This is a genomic window from Bacteroidota bacterium, assembly GCA_016713925.1.
GTDB lineage: Bacteria > Bacteroidota > Bacteroidia > AKYH767-A > OLB10 > JAJTFW01.
Genome location: JADJOH010000006.1, coordinates 21,570 through 45,676, shown reverse-complemented (window position 1 = coordinate 45,676; position 24,107 = coordinate 21,570). Strand labels below are relative to the sequence as shown.

Here is a 24,107-nt window from a genome sequence, read left to right as displayed (position 1 = left end):
TTCATTTAACCACTGAACCGCCAATTTCTTGTAGGTGCAATTATGCCAGTTGTTTCGCCTACCTTCATTACTTCTTTAATTGAATAATTTTTATTTCACCGTCTGTATTCACAACAATTTTAAATGTTTCGTCCAAGCTACATCCGTCATCATAGTAGTATGCTTCATAAATATTTATTTCATTTTTGTCTATGAAAAAATAGCGTAATAGGGTATAAGAATCGCCACCTAAGTCGTTCCCATAAATATTTAATAATTTTCCTTTATTCGTTTTAGGGTCAAGAAGCATTAAATTACCATAATGTGCGTATGAATAATAACATTCGTAGATGCCCATGTCCGGCAAACGATACCTGCAACTGTCAATTGACCTTTGCATTAATGTATCCAGATTATATGCGTTTTTAAAATTGTCCCCAATTTCCAGTAACTCAGGCTTTGAGGTCTTGGCGATTTTATTGTTTTAGACAAATTGATAGCATCAAAACACTGTTCGATATTTTCAAACTCCCTGATTCGTTTTTTAGGTGGCCATAATTTTGTAAATCTCCTTCCCAGTACTTTGGATATTTAAATTTTTTTCAGGTCGGCACAACCAAATGGGAAATTCGCATTAATTGGTATTCTACTTGTGTCGGTTGGTAAAATTAAATTGTCCTTAGTTGCAGACGTGTCTACCGAATCTGAATTGTCAGCTGTTCGATTAGCACAAGACCAAATTGTCAAGCAGGAAAGTAGTATAATCAAAAAAAATTTCATACAGGTATTTTGTCGGTTCGTGTAAGTCTATTTACCATTGGCTGATAACTACTTATTACCTACCAATTTCGTCGATATCCGCTGACCATTTTCAAATTTAACTAAAACGAATTACCTACCTGTCGTCAAAGAGAATAATAAAATAAAAAATGAAACAAACCTATAAGCCGGGTTCTGTATTCCACCGGGTGGTGGACTCTTGTCATTTATCTGCGATGACGCTCACGCGCCACCTGAATCAGTCTACCCATTGGGGCAACTTCCGCAAGCGGAAGAAGATAGACGAGCAGCCCTGCTCCCCAACCTATTTGACCTTTCAGCCCACAAGGTTTACCCGCGTAGCCATCGCTGACTAAGCCGTGAGCTCTTACCTCACGTTTTCACCTTTCACCCACCCGTAGCTTGCAGGTGGGTTGTATATTTTTCTGTGGCACTATCTGTTCCCATTTCATTTCTAAAACGAGACCTTCCTGTTAGGAAGTGTGGTACTCTATGCTGCCCGGACTTTCCTCCCCTGCTTTCACAGAGGCGACAAGACAGTTTGTTTCATTGCAAAGATAGTTGCTTTTGTCCTGTCAATGCAAGCCAGTTGGAGAGAAGTTTTTTTCCGCAAGGGGTCAAAACAGACTCCGGATGAAATTGCATGCCATAGACAGGAAAAAGCCGATGCTTCAACACCATGATTTCATTGTCTTCATCCGTCGCCAGCACCTCCAGCACCTTCCGGAAAGAGTCGGATCCGGCACCCAGCTATGGTAGCGACCGGCTTCAAACGGTGTACTTATACCCTCAAAAATACCATGGGAAGGCTCCTTCATATACACCTTTCGACTCAGCCCATGCAGCACGAAATCCAGCTGCTTCAGTTTACCGCCAAAAGCCAGCGTGATCGCCTGATGGCCGAGACAAATGCCCAGCATGGGCTTCGACGTAAAATAACGTTCTATCAGCGGTATCAAAATACCGGCTTCATTGGGAAGGCCCGGACCGGGCGAAAAAACGAATCCATCGTATTTACCGGCCTCGGCTAATGAAATTTCATCATTCCGATAAACAGCAACATCGTCCTGCAGGATTTCCTCCAGGTACTGCCGCAGGTTGTAGGTAAACGAATCGTAGTTATCGAGGAGGAGGAGCATTTTTATAAGTACTGCTCAAATATCGGTAGAAATTGATGAAGTGTAGAACATCTGACAAAATAGCCGCCATCGGCCAAAATTTGAAAACGGCAAGAATAGCTTTTACTGGTCGTTTGCTTTTAAATGCGCTATTTTTGATTTTTCGATAATGTTTAGCTATCCTTCTTTCTAGGAGCAATAGCGTGCTTGGAATGATCGGTAATAAAACCTTATATGCCATTTTTATGAAAACCACATCTATTAGAAAACTTTTTTAATATTATTTGGGATTGAATTTCTTCAAATCGTTTATAAATAAAAAAATGAAACTTCTCTACTGTCTGTCCTGAAATAGGATTACAAAAATCTATCAAAAAATGATAAAGCAGCTTTATCCATATTTAAGTGGTATCTTTCAAGAATGAAAAAATTACTACAACTTGTTTTAATCTCTATTACCTTCAGCATCACTGCTGTAGATGCGCAAACGAATCATCATTATAAATTGTTTGACTACAGTCTTGATTCCAACTTGCGACGTGTAGCATTAACTGCCTTAACTGCAGATGGTGGAATGATAGTATCAACTGAAAGTGAATACAGAGGCTCCCTTTCACCGGCAGATTATGGGTTTTCACTGATCCGCTATGATGTAAATGGCATAAAATTATGGAATACTTTCATTTCTGGCTTTACAACCAGCAATGCAGTATTTCTACGAATCGTTGAATTACCTGATAATGGTTTTGCAATATCAGGAAATACTACGTTTAATGGAGGTGGTTTTATTCTAAAAACAGATGCTTCAGGCACTGTTGTATTTATGAAAAGTTATGGTATTCAACTTTATGATTGTATAACTGATCCAACTGATGATGGTTTTGTATTAACTACTAATTCAGGTAACACAATCTCTGGAATTATAAAAACAAATTCTTCTGGTGATATTGTTTGGAGTGATGCAAGAAATTTTTTACCAGATCCTGATCATTATTATATAGCGCGCCCACTAAGTAATGGAAATTATCTGGCTGTTGGTACTGCTTATGATAATCCATCTATTTCTAATGGATCAGGTCTTATTGCCTGTTATAATGCAACTGGTACGATATTATGGAGTCAACGTTATGCTGGTCCGGAATGGACTACTGGTTTTCGCGAGTTTACTGAATTGCCTGATGGTTCTATTTTACTTGTTGGCACTTCTTCACAATTAACAGTTCCGGGATTAAGAACTTTAATCACAAAGGTTGATTCTGTTGGTAATGTTATATGGTGTAAAAGCAGTTTAAGCACTTCCAGGATTAATAATTATGGATATGAATTTTCTGATAACCTGTTATATATAGCCGGAAATTACGAATGGTCAGGTGTTGATATCAGACCAGCAACTATTAAAATTGATTCAAATGGAGATGTGTTATGGACACGCATCCATCCTGAATTTGATTATATAAATGATGTTGCCTATGGTACTTCAAATGATTTTTCGATAAATGGAAGTCAGATGTGTTTTAATAATTACAGGACTTTCTGCAGCACTGACACTGCATTATCGCAATCATGTGCATTGTATGATACTTCATATAGTTTTGTTAATGTTACAATGACTGCACTTGCTACTACACCTGTTGCTGCAACTCCTGTTACATCAGCAACAAATCTGACGAGGATTAATTTCTCTGCAGTTAATTATGTTAAAACTGATGTTTGTGTTTTATCAGGAATTGAAAATAATATGGAAGCTGATGAATTGAAGGTTTCTATTTATCCAAATCCAGCGCAGGACAATTTAACTATTGAAATTTCACGTATTGATTTTATAAAGGGAATGAACTTTATATTGATTAACAGTTTGGGTGAAGTAACTAAACAATTTAATTTGAACGCTCCCAACAACCAACTTAATTTAAAAGAGCTAAATTCAGGTATTTATTTTTATTCAATAAAGAATCAGAATAATGTAATGAATTCAGGTAAGATTATTATTGAGTAATTCTATTTTTTCTTTAGGTAAATAAAAAGGGCAGGAATTAGTTTCTGCCCTTTTTTTATTGTCAGAAAATGGATTTATCGATTGCCTGGATTTAACTTTTTATTGCATAATTATAGTGATGCAGCTTTGAGTTCGAAAATTAAACAACCAATCTGGTGGAAGAACAGACGAATGGATTCTTATGATATGTTTGCTTTAAATCAAAAAGCAATGATTAATCAATTAAAAATTATTGGAAACGACAAAGTAGAATCTATCAATGCACTTGGCAAAGGTTATAGAACAGACGGAACAAAACATCCTCATCCTTGGTCAATTGTGGACGTAGACGACTGTATAAATTGGACACAAAATGCCCTTAATAAAAACGGAATATAACTGCGGCTAACCAAAACGGCGGCTTCACGTTTAAATTGAAAGATTTTAGTAAGTTTGAACATTGCGGTTTTGTGAAGCATTCCGGTACAAAATCCACCGCTTCGCCTAGCTGCAAATCGTTCATGCTGCAACGACAGTACATACTTTAAATAAAATGATCAGATCGAATAAATACAATAAAATGAAACGAAGAACATTTATAACCTCGGCACTTACATTCTTTACATTGCCTATTCTTGCTAAAATAAAAACCAAGGGTTTAATGAGAACAGACAAAGGATTTAAAGTAAAGGCCGGTGAAGCCAGATTTGGTGAGCACTTTAAAATGAAAGGCGTTACACTAAACACTTTAGACATCAAAATTTCCGGGACGGACACTGAAAATGATTTAGCAATGTTTGAGCAAACAGGTCTCACTCCAAACGGAGGACCTCCATTGCATATTCATCCTTTCCAGGACGAATGGTTTTATGTTATTGAAGGAGAGTATTTGTTTCAAGTCGGCGACGAAAAATATCAAATGAAATCAGGAGATACCATTTTTCTACCAAGAAATGTGCAACATGCCTTCTTGCAGTTGACAGAAAAAGGAAAGATGATAGTTTCATTTACCCGGCAGGAAAGATGGAAGCATTTTTCAAGGTTACAGACAAATGGACTTCTATACAGACAAAAGAAGAAATTGCAAAGGTTTTTGAAGACCATGATATGAAAGTAGTAGGATTACCATTGAAAATTGATTAACCTCAAGAAGAAAGTAGAACGAACCGCTAACAGCACCTGTAAATAGCTGAGAGTTCAGTTGTTGAATGATTCCGATAGCTATCAGTATTGTCCTTCGAGCCCGAAGCCCCGGGACGCCAACTTCTTATAGCTGCCACAACGCCTGAATGAAAATCGCCATGAAATATCTTCTTATATTTGAATGATGGCATGAGGCACTTCATCCATCCGCCGGGTGTTAAGCGTCGTGCTTGTGCTTCGTAGCAAACGACATCGCATCTTGCAACTGATACAAAAACTACCTTGAAACTAACACTCCTCCTTCTTTTCGTTCTAAGTACATTCATGAACCTGTGCCATGCACAGAACCCCGCTACGGCAGAAAGTAAGAGCGTGATGGATTCACTGAAAACAGAATTGCAAAAAGCAAAGCAGGATACTACCCGTTTGAAGATTTATCTGGCAATGGGTGATGCCTGTGAGAAAAAAGACAACTTGCTCTACGCAGAACCTGCTTTAAAATTGGTTGACAAAATTCTTTCACAAACTAAAGATGACAAACAACGAAATAAAATTCTTGAACAGGAATACAGAGCCTACAATTTATTGATTGCTTATTATTCCAACGGCACTTCCGTTGATTGGGATAAGATTATTGCATATGCCAAAAGGCGCTTAAAAGCATTTGAAGATAACGGAGATAAAAAGAGAATTGCTGAAACATTTTCAAACCTTGCAGGAATTTATCAATACAAAAATGACACTGCTGAATTTATCAGCTCCATGCAAAAGAGTCTTGAGATTTCTATTGCCATAAAAGACACTGCCCATATTGTAAACGCATCTATTTATTTCTGTCAATATTATTTATCAACCGGAAATTTTCCGATGGCCTTAGAGGCTATTCAAAAAGCCATTTCAATTTCCGGAGAATTAAATTATAAAAAAGGAACTGCTCTTTGTCTGTCTGTATTGGGTGATATGTACAGAGACAATGGCGAAGTCGGTCAGGCGCTGGAAAATTACCAAAGCGCTTTGTCATTACTGAGTGAAACGAAAGACACGAATGACTTATTTAATGTGCTGGCGGCAGTGGGCGGATTTTATTACACGCTGCATAATGCAGACAAGGCTCTTGAGTATTACAACCAACTAATTGAATTATGCAATGCAAAAAAAGATATGGGCCATGATGTTGGTTCCGTTTACAAGTGGATGGGATTAGTGTATGAAGACAAAGGCGATTACACAAACTCTCTTTTGTATTTTCAAAAAAGTCTGTCGGTGTTCGACTCAACAAAAAATAAATGGCAGGTCAAAAAAGTGCTTGATGAAACAGGAACAGTCTATTACAAGCAAGGTGATTTATCAAAAGCAATTGACTTTCATCTTAACGCATTAAAAATTGCACAGGAATTAAATGCTGAAAGCGACATAGGATGGTCTTATCAATTACTTGCACGTGATTACAGCGGTCAGAATAATTACAAGGCAGCTAAAGAATACAGTGACCGTGCACTTTTTATTTTAAAAAAGCAATTCGATGTAAAATCTATCAGCGAAGCTGAACTGCTTGCTTCTGAAATTGATTCGGCAAGAGGTGATGGAACCGGAGCCTATAAACATTACAAACAATATATTTTGCTGAGTAATAAATTGAAGGGTGACGAAAGCAGCAAAGCAGCACAGAAAGAAAATTTTCAAAACGAATTCGACAAACAAAAATCCGAGCAGGAGAAAAAGGATATAAAGCAAAGGAATATACGCAACTTCATTCTGGCAGGACTTGGCGGGACGTTAATTTTTTTAGTGATTGTTAACCGCCAACGCAAGAAAATAAAAAAAGAAAAGAAGCGCAGCGATGAATTGCTCCTTAACATTCTCCCCGAAGAAGTTGCAGAGGAACTAAAAGCAAAAGGCAGAGCTGATGCAAAACACTTTGATAAGGTTACCGTCATGTTCACAGACTTTAAAAACTTTACCCGGATTTCAGAAAAACTTTCTCCGGCAGAATTGGTTGCTGAAATAGATACCTGCTTCAAAGCATTCGATAACATCATCGGCAAACACAACATCGAAAAAATAAAAACCATTGGCGATGCCTACATGTGTGCAGGCGGATTGCCGGTTATCAATAAAACAAATGCGACTGATGTGGTAAGTGCTGCAATGGAAATTCAACAATTCATGCAGCAGCATTTGCAACAAAGAAAGAATGAAGACAAAGAACCTTTTGAAATAAGAATTGGAGTTCACACAGGCGCTGTTGTTGCCGGTATCGTTGGCGTAAAGAAATTTGCTTACGACATCTGGGGAGACACAGTTAACATCGCTTCCCGAATGGAATCATCCGGCGAATCAGGAAAAGTAAACATCAGCGGAAGTACTTATGAATTAGTAAAAGAAAAATTCAATTGCACCCACAGAGGAAAAATACAGGCAAAGAATAAAGGAGAGATTGATATGTACTTTGCAGAAACAGTTTCATAGCAGGAGTAACACGAACGCATAACATCAAGATTAAAAGAAATCGAAAAAAGAAGGGCTTAGAGAGATAAACGAATGGAGTAACTATAAGCAGCAGTGCAGGTAAACGCATTCCGATGTATCGGGATCCTTCTAATCCCTTTCTTTATTGACCTGTTTAATCACTTCTTCGTTAGCTTGAAGGCTAAGAGACAACACAACCACAACTATTTATATAAATTGACAATAGAAACAAAGAACTTAAAACTCATTCCCTGCGACACTGAAATATTGAAATCGGCTATTCAAGGGAATAAATTTATTGCAGAAAAACTTAACGTGAAGGTTCAGGACAATTGGACCGAATTTGGTGTTGGTGCATTACACTATTCACTTGACAAATTATTGGAAAGTGAAGAAGAAAAATATTGGTGGACCTATTTTCCAATTCACAAGCAAGACAATAAATTAATTGGAAGTGGTGGATATAAAGGCAAACCTGCCACAGACGGAACCGTTGAAATAGGGTATGAAATAGCACCAGATTATCGTAATCGTGGACTTGCAACCGAAATGACAAGGGGGCTGATTGAAAATGCTTTCAAAGACGAAAAAGTGAAATCCATTATTGCTCATACACTAGGTCAAGAAAATGCCTCTACAAAAATTTTGCAGAAATGTGGCTTTGAAAAAGTTCAAGAAATCAATGACCCGGATGATGGTCTAATATGGAGATGGGAGCTAAAGAAACAGATAACAGGAAGCCCGAACCGATAATTAACTAGCCCGGCATGCCGGCAAATTCTGACAGGGAGGGGCTCTCCCCTACTTGTGCTACCCGCGTGCGCTAAAGCTAAAGGGGTGGCGCAGGCTTCAGTATAGGCGCCACCATCGCGTCACGTCTCCTTGAGTAAAGAAGTTACCCCGTGGCATTGCTCGGGGCGAAATGGATGCTATTATTCCAGCTATAAAACATCCGGAAAGGTGTTTACTTCAATTTTTGCGAATACCGGGCGCTATTCAGAAGTAATGTATGGAAAAAAATTTAACGGTCACTTACTCTCCCCTGAGCGCTGTGCCTTTGAAGAAATATTTGTATGTTTGTTATTGTGAAGCTTGTCCCGAGTAGTGCGAAAGAGACGTTAGAGGTCAGGCTACCATACGACAGCATTTGATACAAAAACACCATCATGAGAATTTATAATTTTTTTCTTGTTCCTTTCTTTCTGTTGATCTACAACGGCAGTTCACAAAAAACCATGAAATTGCTGAAGTAAAACATCAAGATGAAACTTTCACTATTCAATCATCTAACAGCCTAACATTTGAAAGAGTAAAAGTTAAATACGATACTTTGTTTTCAATTTTTGGTGGTTTATTTATTACTTACCATCAAATGGACAGTATTCACTACTTAGAATGTTCCAAAAAGATTGAAAAGAATTCCACGGAGGCTTTCTTTACAGGGAACCTCGTTACCATCAACACTAAAAAATGGGGTGTGATTGACAGTGCAGGAAATGTGATAGTTCCTTTTATTTGTGATGGAGTGAAAGAAATTTCAGACAACAAAGGAGTTGTCTCCGTATTTTCAACCAGCTATTCACTCAATACAGGGATTCCCAGATACAATTACATTGGCACATACTATTTCTTCAACAATGCAGGATTAATATCAGCCACGAAAAAAGAGTTTAGTATAAAAATTGAATTCATTGGAGACTGGCATAATTCAGAATTCGTCATTCAAAAAGGTCCGTATTTTTATTTGCCAGGCGAGTACAGAATAGTGAAACGATAAAAAATGACAGTCCCTAGCAGACTAAACAAACAAGCCAGAACCGCTAACAGTACCTGCAAGATATTGGCGGATCAATGACTTAGTGATTACGATAACTAACGGGATGGCGCTTCGAATCCTGAGAATTCTGAGAATTCTGACACCAACATCTTGAAGCTAAAAAATAAAAGCAGTAAATTATGAAAAAAAATCTGAAAAAATCATTATCCCCATATTGCTATTACTTGTTTATACTTTTTTTGCTCAATCCTATCGTACAGAAACGGTTGAATGGCTGAATCCCAAGATCTATAAAGCAAAAACTTTTAATTTCGAAACCGATTCAATACACTTTGTTGCTAAAAATTGCAAGATACTCGAAATCCGAACCATTTCAGGAGTTACCGGATACTATTTGGAAGGCGACGCAAGCATTCAGGTAGCTACTAAAAATTTAAATGAAAAATGCAAAGCCGCCATGTTCAGGTTCAACCCATCGGATGTTGATTCATTAATTACCATTGAAAATCTTAAGGAAACCCAAGATGATAATTTTGTAAACTCTTCATTAAAAGTATTAAGATCTACATTCAGACATTGCTACCATTCAGGTATGGACGCCCTGATACCTGATCCCGGTGAATATGCCGTTAATTTTTTTAGTCCGAAAATTGGAGAAGTCCTAGTCAGTCAGAGTAAAAAAGAAATGATATTCTACAATTTTACCCTACGTACAAAAATGTTATCTGCTGAAAACGGTCAATGATGCAAAAAGCCGACCGAAAGGTTTTATTGCTTTAATTTGCAATCTGAATATTTATAACCCGGTACATCAATAGCAATAAAATATTAAATATCGCCTACTCATGAAAAAAATATTCTTCACACTTCTATTCTCTCTTACTTTCATTCATTCGCAAAGCCAGGAATCAATACATACCGGAGAAACTGAACCCGAATCAATTTTTAATGTTAACATCAATGGTGTAATTTATCATCTCTCAGAAAACGATGAATTAAAGTTAGACACCATCTTGTCAAAGCCCATTATTTCCATTTCACTATCCGATTATAAAATATTTAAGTCCCCATTCATCTCATTTGAATATCCTCAGCATTTATCTTATGAATTTGAGCAAAATGATGGCTATAAAAATTGGACGTTTAGTGGGAACAACCTTGTCATCTTAATCTTCGAAATTGATGCAGAAACTACATTAATGAGCCTGATTGATGAAATGGTAAAGAAGTTTGGAAAGAAAAATTGTACCACTGAGGATTTCCAAAAAGAACTTGGACAAAAAATGTTGAAAGGAAAAAAATTATATATAACCCTGGCAGAACAAAATCTTCTTATAGAATGTTTTGAAATAAAATTAAATGATTCTAAATCCCGGTTCAGTTATTTCCAGGATATTTTTGATGAAAACAAGCATACCCAGGAATATGAAAGTGGATTATCATTAATTACTTCTACTTTACTTTTTAAATAGTATCCGCTGCTGACTACTGAGTCTGACAATTAACATTAACAGGCAAAAAATGAAAAAAGTAATAATTGCAATAATAATAACGTTGTTCTTTAATACACTTTCGCTTGCGCAACAAGAAAAATCTCTGAAATAACCAAACGAATTGAAACCTACTTAAATGAATTTGAAAAACTTGGTTTTGCAGGAACTGTACTCGTAGAACTTGACGGACATAAAGTCATTTCAAAAGGTTATGGATTTAGAAATTTAGAACTCAAAGAAAAAAATACGCCAAATACCATTTTTGACATCGGTTCTGTGACAAAACAATTTACAGCGGCAGCTATTCTAAAATTAGAAATGCAAGGTAAATTATCCACTTCTGACACCATAACTAAATACTTTCAAAATATCCCGGTTGACAAATCAACGATAACAATTCACGATCTATTAAGACACCAATCCGGTTTGCTAAGTAATGTAGGTGAAGACTACGACCCAATAACAGAAACAGCTTTTCTTGACTCTCTAATGATTTCACCTATACAATTTAAAATTGGTTCAGATTTTTCATATTCAAACATAGGGTATAGCTTGTTGGCGCTTATCGTTGAAAAAGTCTCAGGACAAACGTATGAGCAATACCTCTACGAAAACCTATGGAAACCATCAGGAATGGAAGTAACGGGTTATAGCAGACCAAATTTTGATACCGGCTTAATTGCTGTCGGGTATGGTAAAAACAATATGATATGGGGAAAGCCAACGGAAAAAAAGTGGAATGGAAAGACACCTTACCTTCATTTATTAGGAAATGGTGGTATACTATCAACATCAGAAGATTTGTTTAAATGGCATAAATCGCTGATGACTGAAAATATTTTATCGAAAGAAGCAAAATACAAATTGTACCATCCATTAATCAGGGCAAACGAAAACAACAATGCTATTTATGCTTATGGCTGGGACGTTTCCAGAACAAATAGAAATACTTTTCGGGTTTGGCACAATGGCACAAATAATATTTTTTACGCGGACGTTATGCGATTCATTGATGAACAAACAACGTTGGTTTTAATGTCGAATAAAACATTTAGGGGTACAGACCAACTTAACTTTGAAATAGCAAAAATAATCTTTGAGAAGAATTACCAACCTACTATTCCAAAACCTGACAACGAAGTCAATCAAAGATTTTCGCAAGAAATTATTGAAATAATAGTAAATAAAGGACTAGAAGACGCTAAGTTATATTATAAAACAAGACCTTCAAACACAGATGTTTTAGAATACCTCTTAAATAGAAAAGGGTACGAACTATTATCTCAAAACAAAAATGATGAAGCTATTGGTGTTTTTGCAATGAATTGTATCGCCAATCCCAATTCATTTAATGCTTTTGATAGTTTAGGAGAAGCCTATATGAATAAAGGTGACAAAATATCAGCCATAAAGAATTATGAGAAAAGTTTACAATTAGACCCAACGAACGGGAATGCAGTGGAGATGATTAAGAAAATGAAGCAACAATGACAAAGAAGCCGGAACATCTAATGATGTTCTCCCTCCCTTCAAATTCCAACAGAGAAGGGCTCTCCTTTTTACCAGCCCGGACAAAACGACAACACGAACATCCTATCACTCCTCACCTATATTTCGTTTAAAACAAAGAATCAGGTTGAGAAGCAAGGAGGCAGTGCATTGAGTCAAGGAGAAATCCCACTGCGAACGTGGCATTCTCATGAACGATTATTCAGAATAAAGTGGAGTGGTATAGTCACGCTATGAGCTATACCGGGCATCAACTTAAAGTTATTCATCCGGTTAGTTTAACTTTGTTCGCTAACCCCCATCGAGGATCAGAAAATGAACCGGAACATTCATAAAATTATGGCTGGCATGATGTCTCTGCTTCTATTAAGCTGCATCCCTTGCTTCGGTCAAATAAGTAAAACTCCGACATTTTGCTGGATGGTTTTATCAAAGAAAACCCAAACCCCCTCTTTTATTTTTGGAACAATTCACCACCTGGGGCCAAAACCTGTTTTAGACAATAAGGAACTCATGAGAATTATAATGAGATGCAAATTGATTGTTCAAGAGGCGGACACTACAGAATTACTCCACTCTACCCATCCCGGTTTTGATTTTACCAGTGATACGGCGTTAGATGAACTACTGGGCTATTCGGACTATCAATATGTAAAATATGAATTTTTTAAAGCGACCGGAAAAGATATTGAACAGTATAAATTCAGGATGCCGCAAGCCATAATGCTCATGATTGAAAAAGGAAAAAAAGATAAAGAAATCTATAAAAGTAAAATGCCACTTATGGAAAACGCCTTTTATGCCTTAAGCGTTGTAAAGAAAATACCAATTAAAGGTCTTGAAACAAGACAAGACATTTTTAACATCATGTATAAAGGTATGCCCTTACAGGATCAGGCAAAACTGCTGTTGCATTCCTTAAAAGATCATTCGTTTAATCGCAGCGAAGAAACCATGAATGCCTGCTTTGAAAAACAAGACTTAAGTTGCTTTTGCAAGGTGGACGACATGAACCATTACACGGCTCCCGGCGATTCAACAATAATCCTAAAGCGAAATTTATTCTGGATTAAAAATATCAGGAATTATATTGAGCAGGGAAATGTATTTATTGCAGTAGGGGCGGCTCATCTTTGTGGCAATTTTGGAATTATATCGTTGCTAAAGAAAGATGGATATACCATTGTTCCGGTAATGACGAAATAGGTAACTGATTCTAACAGTCCATCCTGATCACAAGTACCACTATATTATTTCATGAATTTAAATTCATATCATAATACCCGAACATGAGAGGAATAAATTATCTTGCCGGCTTTGGAACAGTTTTCATTTTTGTCGGGATATTTTGCATAAAAGCACTCTTTCCAAAAGAAATATTCAGAGAAAATAATGAGCATGTAACCACCACTCCAATGAAAAACTATCAAAAAGCGATGCTGCTCTTGATGGGAGTGTTCTGCATCACCGGAGGGTGCCTGCTCATCGTAAAATCAATAAAAGATGTATGATAATTCATGGATAATGAGTACCATTGCATCAACGAATTCAATGGATAGAAAAAAAGGAACCTTTAAGCCCATTCAAAATACAAAGCATGATATGACCTCTTTAATCTTCACTATACAAATAAAAGCAACACCTGAAAAAGTGTGGCATTCACTTTGGGATTCGGAGAACTATAAAATATGGACAACTCCCTTTTGTCAGGGCAGTTATTATAAAACCGATCATTTCACAGAAGGAAATAAAATACATTTCCTTACTCCTGATGGACAAGGAATGTATAGTGTTATTGAAAAAATTGATCCTTATGAGTATTTAGCCTTCCGGCATATTGGTAACATTAAAAATTTTGAAGAGCTTCCTATTGATAACGAAACCGAAAAATGGACGAATGCCCTGGAAACTTATCGTCTTGTTCAAGTTGACAGGGTATAACGCTAACCGTAATTGTTGATACGGTAGATAATTTTTTGATTTCATGAATAAAGTTTTTCCACTTGCATTAAATGAACTAAAAAACATATCTGAAAATAATTAAAAACCAAAACAATGGCAACAGTAAACACGTATTTAACCTTTAATGGCAACTGCCTTGAGGCCTTCTTTTCTATAAATCTGTTTTCGGCGGAGAATTTCCTATGTGGGAAAATTCAATGAAATGCCGCCTCAGGAAGGAGTGCAGGCAATGAGTGAAGAAGATGGAGAAAAATCATGCACATCTCCTTACCCATCAGCAAAGGACCAGTTTGATGGGCAGTGACACGGGGGGGAATGGTCTGCAGGATTTAAGCAAGGAATAATTTTTCAATTTCAATAAATGCTAAAGCAAGGATGAGGCTGATAAACTTATGCTGGACTTTCATCCGGAGGACAAGTTACCATGCCAATGAATAAAACATTCTGGGGTCCTATTTTGGCATGTTCACCGATAAATTTGGCATCAACTGGATGATCAGTTATGATGGAAAACCTCAGGCTTAAATAAACACATTGAAATTAAGGTAAACTATTTCATGCAGTCCATCACACACCGGTCGGTGGACTGCATTTTTTTAAACTCTATTCTTCCAGGACGAAAAGTAATTGAAGCAGCATTGAGTTGGTCAACTTCTTTTTAGTTGGGCATATTCTTTAAAAGCCGAAAACAAACTTCTGATCAACATCGGATAAAAAACAAGGCATATGGCTATTCCGAATGCACCGAAAACAACCGGTAGTATCAAATTATCCTTTCCTTCTAAAGTGGCCAGTTGGGGATCCTCGGCCGAATACCATAGTGTAATGGGTTGTCCGATTATATATTCGTTAAAGTTGGTAAAAGTGGTTGAATAATATTTCACCGCCTCTCCTTTTTCCGTCCAAAACTGAACTACAGGAGCCACTGACCCCATCGACTTTTCATTCCCCCGCATAGGCCTTTTGTACATTTCTATCACAATACCCTGCGTTTCGACACCATACTTCAGTAATTTATAGGGCTTCAATCCTTCCTTACACGCTATGAAAAGAAACATTGATCCGGCTATGGCAAAAACCAGTGAGAAAACCATTTTGATTGTATTTAATATATTCATGATTTTCTATTTCGGGTGAGAATTTCCATCAGATTCACTTCAGCTATTCATTATCACAATATCACGCTCTCCAATTAAATAATATATACCGGAAGAACGCGTTTGTTTCCTTACAGATTCCTCTGCAACAAATTTAACAATCTCTTCCCGCTCAGAAAGCTTGAATCCGGTTAGTTCCTCCCATTTTCCGCTCGTGGGGATATCGATATAAAATATACAATTACCGCCACCCATCTCAGCGTAAAAACTGATCGTACGACTACCTTCGATATACTTCACTGTTCCCGATCTGACAGTTCCATCAAATTCGACCCGACGATTAAATTTCGCTTGCATCTTTTCTATGACTTTATCTCTTAATATCAAATCTTCATCCGGCAATACATTTCCAAAACCATCTCTGTAAATGATGGGACCTTTTTCAACATCAGGCGTACTTATTTCTTGAATTTTTTCGACCGGCGGCTCAACACCTTGTGGATACTTCTTTAAATAAATCCGATGTACTAAGCTATCCGATTTAACTATCGAAACCCTAAAATCACCCGGAGATAAAAACAAGGTATTAATAATTAATTGAATACTTCCACTAAGAATATCATCTACCTTTTTGTTCCAGATTATATCATTACAATTCACATCCTCAATTGCAATAGTATCATACAACCTTCCACTATCCGGTAACCATATGACCAATTGTTGTGACTCCGGATAATGAACCAGCTTCAAATTATTGGGAGTGAGTAGTGGATAAATATTATTTTCCTCTTCTTTTACATTCACTCCATTCCTACTGTTGTCAATGGAAGACAAAACAACTTTTCCATAATATTCCTCAGACTGATCCATAAATCCCGCTCTGTATTTATTGTTGATTTTAAGTTCTCGTTAGCGTATGAAATAATAACAGAGTCACCTATTTTCCAAACAATATAATTAACACTTTAGAAATACATTTACTCCGAAAAAAAACAGTTGAGATACAGTTGAAATACGGTTGATATAAAATAGATATATAATAGATATACAATAGATATACAATAGATATACATTGCATTTCAACTGTATCTCAACCGTATTTCAACCGTATTTCAACTGTATCTCAACCGTATTTCAACTGTATTTCAACCGTATTTCAACTGTATCTCAACTGTTTTATTTTTCCAGATCGAAGCGGTCGGCGTTCATCACCTTGGTCCAGGCTGCGATAAAATCCTTTACAAACTTCTCTTGGCCATCTCCACATCCATAGACTTCAGCGATAGCACGCAATTCAGAGTTAGAACCGAAGATCAGATCAACACGGGTGCCTGTCCATCTTGGCTCTCCTGAAACACGATCGCTACCCATAAACACATCTTGTCCATCATTGGTTGCCACCCATTTCGTACTTAAATCAAGCAGGTTGATGAAAAAATCGTTGGTAAGTGACTCAGGACGCTTTGTAAAGACACCATGTTGCACGCCATCAAAATTAGTATTCAACACACGCATACCTCCAATGAGCACGGTCATTTCAGGAGCTGTTAATGTCAGCAACTGTGCTTTATCTACGAGCATTTCCTCTGCACTAACAGTGTATTTCGTTTTAATATAATTGCGGAATCCATCGGCAAGTGGTTCCAACACTGCAAATGATTCCACATCCGTTTGTTCTTGTGAAGCATCTGTTCGGCCGGCGATGAAAGGCACTTTGATATCGTGACCTGCGTTCTTCGCGGCTTTCTCAATGCCGGCACATCCACCGAGTACAATCAAATCAGCCAATGAAACCATTTTCCCGCCACTACTAGCAGCGTTAAATTCTTTTTGAATGCCTTCCATTGTATTCAGGACTTTTGACAATTGAGCAGGATTGTTGACTTTCCAATCCTTTTGCGGAGCCAGGCGGATACGAGCCCCATTTGCACCACCACGTTTATCAGAACCGCGGAAAGTAGAAGCGGAAGCCCATGCAGTTGAAACCAGTTCTGCAATCGTTAATCCTGAGGAAATCAGCTTTGTTTTAAGTGCAGCAATATCATTCTCATCAATAATTTTATGTGTTACAGCGGGAACCGGATCTTGCCAGATCAGTTCTTCTGCCGGAACTTCAGGACCCAGATAACGGGCACGAGGTCCCATATCGCGGTGAGTCAGTTTAAACCAAGCACGTGCAAAGGCGTCGGCAAATTCTTCCGGATGCTCATGAAAGCGTCTGGAAATTTTCTCATAGGCCGGATCCATTCTCAGCGCAAGGTCAGTAGTGAGCATGACAGGTGCGTGGCGTTTAGATGCATCATGCGCATCCGGAACTGAATCTGCACCCATTCCATGCTTGGGAATCCATTGTTGTGCTCCTGCAGGACTTTTTGTTAATTCCCATTCGTAACCGAAGAGATTCCAAAAAAAGTTATTACTCCATTTCGTAGGTGTAGTCGTCCATGCTCCTTCGAGTCCGCTGGTAATTGTATTCACACCATTTCCGGAGCCCATGGAATTCTTCCATCCCATACTTTGTTCTTCAATACCGGCAGCAGCAGGTTCAGGTCCAACATACTTCCCCGGATCACCGGCACCATGAGTTTTACCAAAGGTATGTCCACCCGCGATGAGCGCAACGGTTTCCTCATCGTTCATCGCCATACGGCCAAAGGTTTCGCGAATATCATGCGCGGCAGCAAGAGGATCAGGATTACCGTTAGGCCCCTCCGGATTCACGTAAATCAATCCCATCTGTACGGCAGCCAGAGGATTTTCTAATTCCCGATTTCCCGAATAGCGTTTATCCTCCAGCCATTTGCCTTCTGATCCCCAATAGATGTCTTGTTCCGGCTCCCAAACATCTTCACGACCACCGCCAAATCCGAAGGTCTTGAATCCCATAGATTCCAATGCACAATTCCCGGCAAGGATCATCAAATCCGCCCATGAAATTTTCTTCCCATATTTTTGCTTAATGGGCCAGAGGAGTAGACGGGCTTTATCGAGGTTGGCATTATCCGGCCAGCTGTTCAGCGGTGCAAAACGTTGAGTTCCATTGCCAGCGCCACCTCTACCGTCAGCGATACGATAAGTACCTGCACTATGCCAGGCCATACGAATGAAAAATGGTCCGTAATGACCCCAGTCTGCAGGCCACCACTCTTGGGACTTTGTCATCAGGCTCACGATGTCATTCTTCAACGCTGCATAATCCAATGATTTGAACTCTTCGGCATAATTGAAGTTATCTCCCATGGGATTTGAAAGAGAGGAATGCTGACGAAGAATATTCACCTTCAACTGATTTGGCCACCAGTCACGATTACTGGTACCACTGCCGGCGGTTTGTTTCAGCGCACCGTGGCCGAAAGGACATTTGCTTTCTGCATTTACATTGTAGGATGCTGTGCTTTCAGAAGAACTATTTGCCATTATTTAAGTTTTTATAGTTTATTTGATATTTTAATTTTCCGATCAACTTTCTTTTTCTCAGATCCGGAAGGTTGCTAAATTAATGAATAAATGATTTCAATCATAATTTGATCATGACATCTCCTTGAAACACCGGAAGCGTTGGTTTGTTTAATTAGCTTGAGAATTATTTACAACTTATTAGCAGAAAGTCAATTTCTTATGAATATACCGTATTCAAAATGAAGCGGCGTATCTTTTTTTGCACATAGAATAGCTCTAACGATCTGCAAGCCTTTCCCGTTTTTAACAAGTCGAATTGGTTTTTCACCTAACTTGTACCGACTTTAAAATAATGGCCCGGCTGCAATAAACTGATGAAATAAGGAGAGTCTAAAAGCAACAATTGTAAACTAAACCTGATGAAAGAAAAAAGTATGTCACCAATAAATAATAAATCAACTGTGCTGAATACGTTTTGGGCTCTCGTAATGCTTCCACTTTTAATGATCAGCAGTCCATCTTTTGGACAACTAAATGAGAGCAATTATAAAATATACTCCGTAAAGTTGAACAAAGAAGTAAGTCTCACCGACATTGCTGAAGAAATGATTACTGCCGATGTTTTGCTTTTTGGAGAAGAGCATAACGACTCGGTAGCACATCATCTGCAAATTAAAATGCTTGAAACTTTATACCTGAAATTCAATAACAACATCGCGCTTTCAATGGAGATGTTCGACAGAGATGTGCAACTAGTAATGGATGAATATCTTCAGGGAAACATCCGCGAAAAAAATTTTACCAAAGACGCCAGAGCATGGAAGAACTACAGAGATTACAAACCGATGGTTGAATTTGCGAAGGAAAAAAAGCTGAATGTCATTTGTGGCAATGCCCCGAGCCGATACACGAATCTGGCAGGGAGAAAAGGTCCGTCAGCATTAAAGGAATTATCTGCTGAATCAAAAAAGAATTTTGCTCCCTTACCCTACGATACAGCTTCCGGAAAATATTATGAAAAATTAATGGCGTTGACGTCGCATGATGCACCTGTAGCGAACGATACGTCGGCCCTTAAAATGCCACCTATGCCCGCTATGGGAAATTTCAATATGATTCCTGCACAATCGCTATGGGACGCCACTATGGCCTATTCAATTGCGAGCTACCTGAAACAAAATAAAGGAAGAAAAGTCCTGCAGGTAAACGGACGATTTCACAGTGATGAAGGGTTTGCTATCGTCACCCAATTGAAGAAATACAATTCAAAAATAAAATCACTTATCATCTCTGCGGGGTCTGATGAATCCTTCCCTGACATTGATTGGAACAAACACAAACACCTTGGTGATTACATTATCATTACTGATCCGGGATGTACCCAAAACTTATCCGGAATAAGTAGCGCTTTTTAAAAACATCGTTGTTTAATCACTGGTAGCGAAGTGATACGAGGATTGATATCGATAAAATGAAAGAGGAAAATATGACTACACGACCGCCAATTCATCTTCCTTCAAAATAAATTTTGAGTATCAACTCTTTTAAGAACTTTGAACAGAAATTAAAACGATGAAAACAATAATCAATACTCCCGAAGCGCCTTCTCCAATCGGTCCCTATTCACAAGCCGTAAAAGCTGGCAATATGCTATTTGTATCCGGACAAATCGCGATTCACCCACCTACCGGAGAAATAATATCTACTTCCATTGAAGAAGAAACCCATCAGGTCATGAAAAATATCGGAGCCATTTTAAAGGAAGCCGGTGCAAATTATGATAACATTGTAAAGACAGGGATCTTCCTCCGTGACATGAATGATTTCGCCAAAGTGAATGCTGTTTACGGAACTTACTTTACCGCAGATTTCCCTGCCAGAGAAACCGTAGAAGTATCCCGGTTGCCAAAAGATGTGAATGTTGAAATTTCGGTTATTGCGCTGCTGTAACATCGACTTCCGTAAGATTTCATTTCACTCTACCAGGGCATGCCTGTCCATCCGGTAAAGGCCTGACGGGCGAAATGATCTGCATCCTGAATCTTTGAAAGTCCGACAGTATCCAACCAACGCTTCGAAGACTTTTCCAGTCGGATATTTTTTTGCCTGCGCTGAGAAAAAATCATCAACTCACATTTCCCCTCTGATAATCCACAAAGCTCACTCAGATTTCCTTCTACTTTCCAGCCATTGCAGGAAATTATTTCATCGTCTTTCGCTAAACCTTCTATTTCAGCAGGAGAACCGGGCAGCACAGTCCCTACTTTCGATATTCCATTCTCCACAATAATCCTGAATCCAAACCATTGTTCATGTATAAAGCGAGAAGGTTTAGTGTTGACCCAACAACCGGCATAGGGTAAAAGCTCTTGCAGCATGGATTCATATCCCGATCGCGAATGAATACATTTATCAAAAATCTTCTCCACACCGGCATCCGAATAAGAAATCGCCAGGCGCAGCACATCCGATTCCCTATACCCCTTTCCACCGGGCGCAAAATCGTGATAGAGTTGTTTGAATAAATCATCCAGAGCATGTTTTCCATCACTGCTGCGCCGGATATATAAATCGAGAAGCAATGCGATCAGACAACCCTCATCATAGATGGACGTCTTTCTTGCCGGCGCTCCCGGAACATATCCATCCAGCCAGGTATCGAAACTACTTTCCGCTACTGAGCTGTTGTAACGACCATAATTATCAAAATGCCGTTGTAACCGCTGATTGATTTCACTAAAAAATTCATCGGTATTAAAGTAACCGCTTCTTGCTAGAAACAAATCACCATAGTAGGTGGTAAATCCTTCATACACCCATCCGAGACGGCTGTAATTTTCCCTGGTATAATCATACACTACAAAATCTTTTGGACGCAGCGTTTTTACATTCCACGCATGAAACAATTCATGAGAAGCGACTCCTAGCAAATCGGTATACATTTCTTTTTGCATCAATTTATAACCGGGACCGAGCGCCAAACACAGTACTTGCAGTATGCTCCACACCATGGTAAAATGGGAAAGGAAGTAAGAGGACCAGAAATGAAATTCAGGAACCGGAAACGCCTGCATCATCTCCAGTTGCACTTTTGTAAACGCTTCGAAGTCGTGTAGAATTTTATTCCAGTCCGGCCGTGCTTCACCATACAACCAAATATGAAAAACATAATCATTCACGGAATAACTACGGTGATGCAATGCTTTCGCTGCAAAGAACGGACTATCCAACAATTCATGAACATCCTTAGCATGTAGGACGTTCTCGCTTTGTTCAGGCAATGCACAGGCACTTTGCCAATCCGAGTGGCTGAGTAAGTGTACCGTACACTCTTCATCCAACCTGTTGGCATCATAAATCATACAATGCACAGGATTCACATAGAGCAATTGATCATCTGTCCAACAGGCACCTGCATCCGGCTGTGCTGCGAAGTACTCATAAGACAATATAACTTCACCCACCGCAGCCTCCTCTATACGCCAGCGATCCTTTGCAATTTTATGTATAGACAACTCTGCCCCATTACCGGAAGTCGCTTTTAATCCGCGGACATTCTTCGCAAAATTCCCCAGCTCATATCGCCCGGGACGCCATGATGACAATTGAAAATCCAGAGGACCGGCTTGTTCAACATGTTTAGAAGCTTCAATAGCAATATAACGTGATTGGGGTAATGGCGATTTTATTTTGTATTTCATAGGATAACTGTCCGTACAAATTTAACTTTATTTTGACAAAACGCTAAAAACAATTTCTACTTTTATATCTTTAAAAACCATCACGAACATGAAATACTTTCTACCATTATTGCTTCTCTTTACCCTTCCCTCCCACTCTCAGATTTTGAATGGGTACAAACACATCAGGTACGCTACAGTCAGAATCCGGGATTAGTCAGTTCCAATTTATGCTCAGCGACGAATGGCATGAACCATGTGGCGAGAATGGATAGCGTGATCATCCTCTTCGGGCAAGATGCGTTTGGAATTGTGCATATTGATGCTGTAGATGCATCGGGAAATACTCTACGCAGCCTTCAGCTAGGATCAAAAGTTACCATTCATGATCTGGTGACTGATCTGGATGACAACCTGATCATCGCAGGGTCTTTTATGGAGACCTTAAACATCGACGGTCAGGATACGATGCAAAACTCAGGAGGGTCATTAAATGTAGATCCGTTCCTGATTTGCTTTGATTCAACAGGCAATTTTAGGTGGAAAAGAAATTTGAATCCGGGGATTTTAACTACTTTAAATCTCAGCACACTCTCTCTTTCTCCCTCCGGAAAGGTCTATTATGCCACTGATGATTTCACCGATGGGAAAATCACCGGTCTGGATAGTATGGGAAATGATGACGGACAAATCATCATCAACGGCGCGAAGACGATCGGTGATTTCAAATTCGATCCTTTCGGAAATATTTTCGTTACGGGTTCTACGAGTATCGGAACATTCAGTGTCGGGACATTCAGCATCAATGTACCTGAGCAGTATATGATTTTCATTGCAAGAATCAACCCTGCCGCACAGGCCACCTTTGTCCAGCTGGCGCATGACGTTACTTTCCAGCATCCCAATGTAGTGACCGATACCGATGGCAATGCCTATGTTGCCGGCCATTTAATGGATACCCTCTCCTGGGAAACTTCTTTTACAAGGACCGGATTGGGTCTATGATTTCTTTCTCGTAAAAGTGGACAGTACCGGCAACTTTCAATGGGCGAAGGAAGTTCCGAATTCAACAGGAGGTATTGTAGGCGATTTTTATCCTGCATCTCGAAAATGTCTGGCGTATGATCCCGCAGGAAGAATACTTCTCGCCGGAAATTTGAGAGGCAGTATTGACTGGGGAAATGGCGTTCTTGTCAATAACGGCACACTTTCACAAGGTCAGCTCGATCTGGTCGCTTTCGATATTTCGGGTCTTGCGATGTGGGCTAAAAATATTACAGGAAACACTTTCACCGAAATGCACGCTGTAGTTTTCAATGATGGTAACTGGTATTTCTCTGCTTCGCATAATGCAGAAACCGGTATTGCCTTTGACACGGTGAATGTTGATTTCCTTCATCCGCAAAACATGATGCTGGCCAAACTCAACAACAACATGACCACAGGCATTCCGGGAGCGGATAAAAATGCACCGGCACTTGCAGTCTTTCCAAACCCATCCAACGGAGAGATTAACCTTCCCGAACAATGGATTGGAAATGGAAGTATTGATGTATTTAATTCCTCCGGTCAGATGATAAAACAAGTGAACAACCCATCGAAAACGATACAACTCAACTCTCTTTCAGCAGGATTATACTTACTCAAAAGAACAATGAATCGATTCGCATTCTGCTCCAATAGGCGGCTGATTTATTGATAATCAAGGCTTTTTATCCACTCGGGG

Annotated in this window: 19 protein-coding genes, 1 other RNA gene and 4 pseudogenes; 17 read left to right on the top strand and 7 right to left on the bottom strand. The window is 38.8% G+C overall.

Annotation, left to right across the window (positions count from 1 at the left end; genetic code table 11):
• Window positions 1-67: 67 nt before the first annotated feature.
• The 3 genes and pseudogenes from IPJ86_06635 to IPJ86_06625 form a co-directional block, all read right to left on the bottom strand.
• Entirely contained in the window at window positions 68-379 is a 312-nt protein-coding gene (locus IPJ86_06635; GenBank protein ID MBK7886976.1) for a hypothetical protein, read from the bottom strand.
• A 527-nt stretch (window positions 380-906) separates the two neighbouring features.
• Window positions 907-1,307, bottom strand: an RNA gene (rnpB, locus tag IPJ86_06630) — RNase P RNA component class A.
• A pseudogene (locus IPJ86_06625) lies at window positions 1,306-1,898 on the bottom strand (aminodeoxychorismate/anthranilate synthase component II). Before IPJ86_06625 ends, rnpB begins: the two are co-directional and overlap by 2 nt.
• Window positions 1,899-2,298: 400 nt before the next feature.
• Between IPJ86_06625 and IPJ86_06620 the strand changes: the two are divergent.
• From IPJ86_06620 to IPJ86_06560, 13 genes and pseudogenes are all read left to right on the top strand, one after another.
• Window positions 2,299-3,873 carry a T9SS type A sorting domain-containing protein gene (locus tag IPJ86_06620; protein ID MBK7886975.1) on the top strand — a complete coding sequence of 525 codons (1,575 nt, stop codon included), beginning with the start codon at window positions 2,299-2,301 and terminating at the stop codon, window positions 3,871-3,873.
• A gap of 81 nt (window positions 3,874-3,954) precedes the next feature.
• The gene (locus IPJ86_06615; GenBank protein MBK7886974.1) at window positions 3,955-4,251 is read left to right on the top strand and encodes a hypothetical protein; all 297 of its coding nucleotides are present in this window, start codon (window positions 3,955-3,957) and stop codon (window positions 4,249-4,251) included.
• 181 nt (window positions 4,252-4,432) lie between these two features.
• Window positions 4,433-4,995, top strand: a pseudogene (locus tag IPJ86_06610) (cupin domain-containing protein).
• 324 nt (window positions 4,996-5,319) lie between these two features.
• Window positions 5,320-7,464, top strand: a complete 2,145-nt coding sequence (locus IPJ86_06605) for a tetratricopeptide repeat protein (protein MBK7886973.1) — start codon at window positions 5,320-5,322, stop codon at window positions 7,462-7,464.
• Between the two features lie 216 nt (window positions 7,465-7,680).
• Window positions 7,681-8,217 carry a GNAT family N-acetyltransferase gene (locus IPJ86_06600; GenBank protein MBK7886972.1) on the top strand — a complete coding sequence of 179 codons (537 nt, stop codon included), beginning with the start codon at window positions 7,681-7,683 and terminating at the stop codon, window positions 8,215-8,217.
• A 577-nt stretch (window positions 8,218-8,794) separates the two neighbouring features.
• Window positions 8,795-9,241: a WG repeat-containing protein gene (locus tag IPJ86_06595; protein ID MBK7886971.1), complete on the top strand. Its 447-nt coding sequence runs from the start codon at window positions 8,795-8,797 to the stop codon at window positions 9,239-9,241.
• Between the two features lie 214 nt (window positions 9,242-9,455).
• Window positions 9,456-9,986, top strand: a complete 531-nt coding sequence (locus IPJ86_06590) for a hypothetical protein (protein MBK7886970.1) — start codon at window positions 9,456-9,458, stop codon at window positions 9,984-9,986.
• Window positions 9,987-10,086: 100 nt separating this feature from the next.
• Window positions 10,087-10,713 (top strand): hypothetical protein, encoded by a 627-nt coding sequence (locus IPJ86_06585; GenBank protein ID MBK7886969.1) that lies wholly within the window; start codon window positions 10,087-10,089, stop codon window positions 10,711-10,713.
• Window positions 10,714-11,010: 297 nt separating this feature from the next.
• Window positions 11,011-12,225, top strand: coding sequence for a serine hydrolase (locus IPJ86_06580; GenBank protein ID MBK7886968.1), 1,215 nt, complete (start codon window positions 11,011-11,013; stop codon window positions 12,223-12,225).
• A gap of 438 nt (window positions 12,226-12,663) precedes the next feature.
• Window positions 12,664-13,449 carry a TraB/GumN family protein gene (locus IPJ86_06575; GenBank protein MBK7886967.1) on the top strand — a complete coding sequence of 262 codons (786 nt, stop codon included), beginning with the start codon at window positions 12,664-12,666 and terminating at the stop codon, window positions 13,447-13,449.
• An 83-nt stretch (window positions 13,450-13,532) separates the two neighbouring features.
• On the top strand, window positions 13,533-13,754 hold the full coding sequence (locus IPJ86_06570) for a hypothetical protein (protein ID MBK7886966.1): 222 nt from the start codon (window positions 13,533-13,535) through the stop codon (window positions 13,752-13,754).
• 91 nt (window positions 13,755-13,845) lie between these two features.
• Window positions 13,846-14,287 (top strand): annotated as a pseudogene (locus IPJ86_06565) (SRPBCC domain-containing protein).
• 11 nt (window positions 14,288-14,298) lie between these two features.
• Window positions 14,299-14,730 (top strand): annotated as a pseudogene (locus tag IPJ86_06560) (VOC family protein).
• A 122-nt stretch (window positions 14,731-14,852) separates the two neighbouring features.
• Here IPJ86_06560 and IPJ86_06555 read toward each other — a convergent pair.
• From IPJ86_06555 to katG, 3 genes are all read right to left on the bottom strand, one after another.
• Window positions 14,853-15,323: a DUF3592 domain-containing protein gene (locus IPJ86_06555; GenBank protein MBK7886965.1), complete on the bottom strand. Its 471-nt coding sequence runs from the start codon at window positions 15,321-15,323 to the stop codon at window positions 14,853-14,855.
• 39 nt (window positions 15,324-15,362) lie between these two features.
• Window positions 15,363-16,172: a hypothetical protein gene (locus IPJ86_06550; GenBank protein MBK7886964.1), complete on the bottom strand. Its 810-nt coding sequence runs from the start codon at window positions 16,170-16,172 to the stop codon at window positions 15,363-15,365.
• A gap of 306 nt (window positions 16,173-16,478) precedes the next feature.
• Window positions 16,479-18,719: a catalase/peroxidase HPI gene (gene katG / locus IPJ86_06545; GenBank protein ID MBK7886963.1), complete on the bottom strand. Its 2,241-nt coding sequence runs from the start codon at window positions 18,717-18,719 to the stop codon at window positions 16,479-16,481.
• Window positions 18,720-19,120: 401 nt separating this feature from the next.
• Between katG and IPJ86_06540 the strand changes: the two genes are divergently transcribed.
• A complete protein-coding gene (locus IPJ86_06540) occupies window positions 19,121-20,116 on the top strand; it encodes a ChaN family lipoprotein (GenBank protein MBK7886962.1) in 996 nt (331 codons plus the stop codon).
• Between the two features lie 157 nt (window positions 20,117-20,273).
• Window positions 20,274-20,651, top strand: coding sequence for a RidA family protein (locus IPJ86_06535; protein ID MBK7886961.1), 378 nt, complete (start codon window positions 20,274-20,276; stop codon window positions 20,649-20,651).
• 29 nt (window positions 20,652-20,680) lie between these two features.
• Here the strand turns inward: IPJ86_06535 and IPJ86_06530 are convergent, their stop codons facing one another.
• Entirely contained in the window at window positions 20,681-22,402 is a 1,722-nt protein-coding gene (locus tag IPJ86_06530) for a M61 family metallopeptidase (GenBank protein ID MBK7886960.1), read from the bottom strand.
• 246 nt (window positions 22,403-22,648) lie between these two features.
• Between IPJ86_06530 and IPJ86_06525 the strand changes: the two genes are divergently transcribed.
• Window positions 22,649-23,386 carry a hypothetical protein gene (locus IPJ86_06525; GenBank protein ID MBK7886959.1) on the top strand — a complete coding sequence of 246 codons (738 nt, stop codon included), beginning with the start codon at window positions 22,649-22,651 and terminating at the stop codon, window positions 23,384-23,386.
• Between the two features lie 16 nt (window positions 23,387-23,402).
• Window positions 23,403-24,080 carry a T9SS type A sorting domain-containing protein gene (locus IPJ86_06520; GenBank protein MBK7886958.1) on the top strand — a complete coding sequence of 226 codons (678 nt, stop codon included), beginning with the start codon at window positions 23,403-23,405 and terminating at the stop codon, window positions 24,078-24,080.
• Window positions 24,081-24,107: the final 27 nt, after the last annotated feature.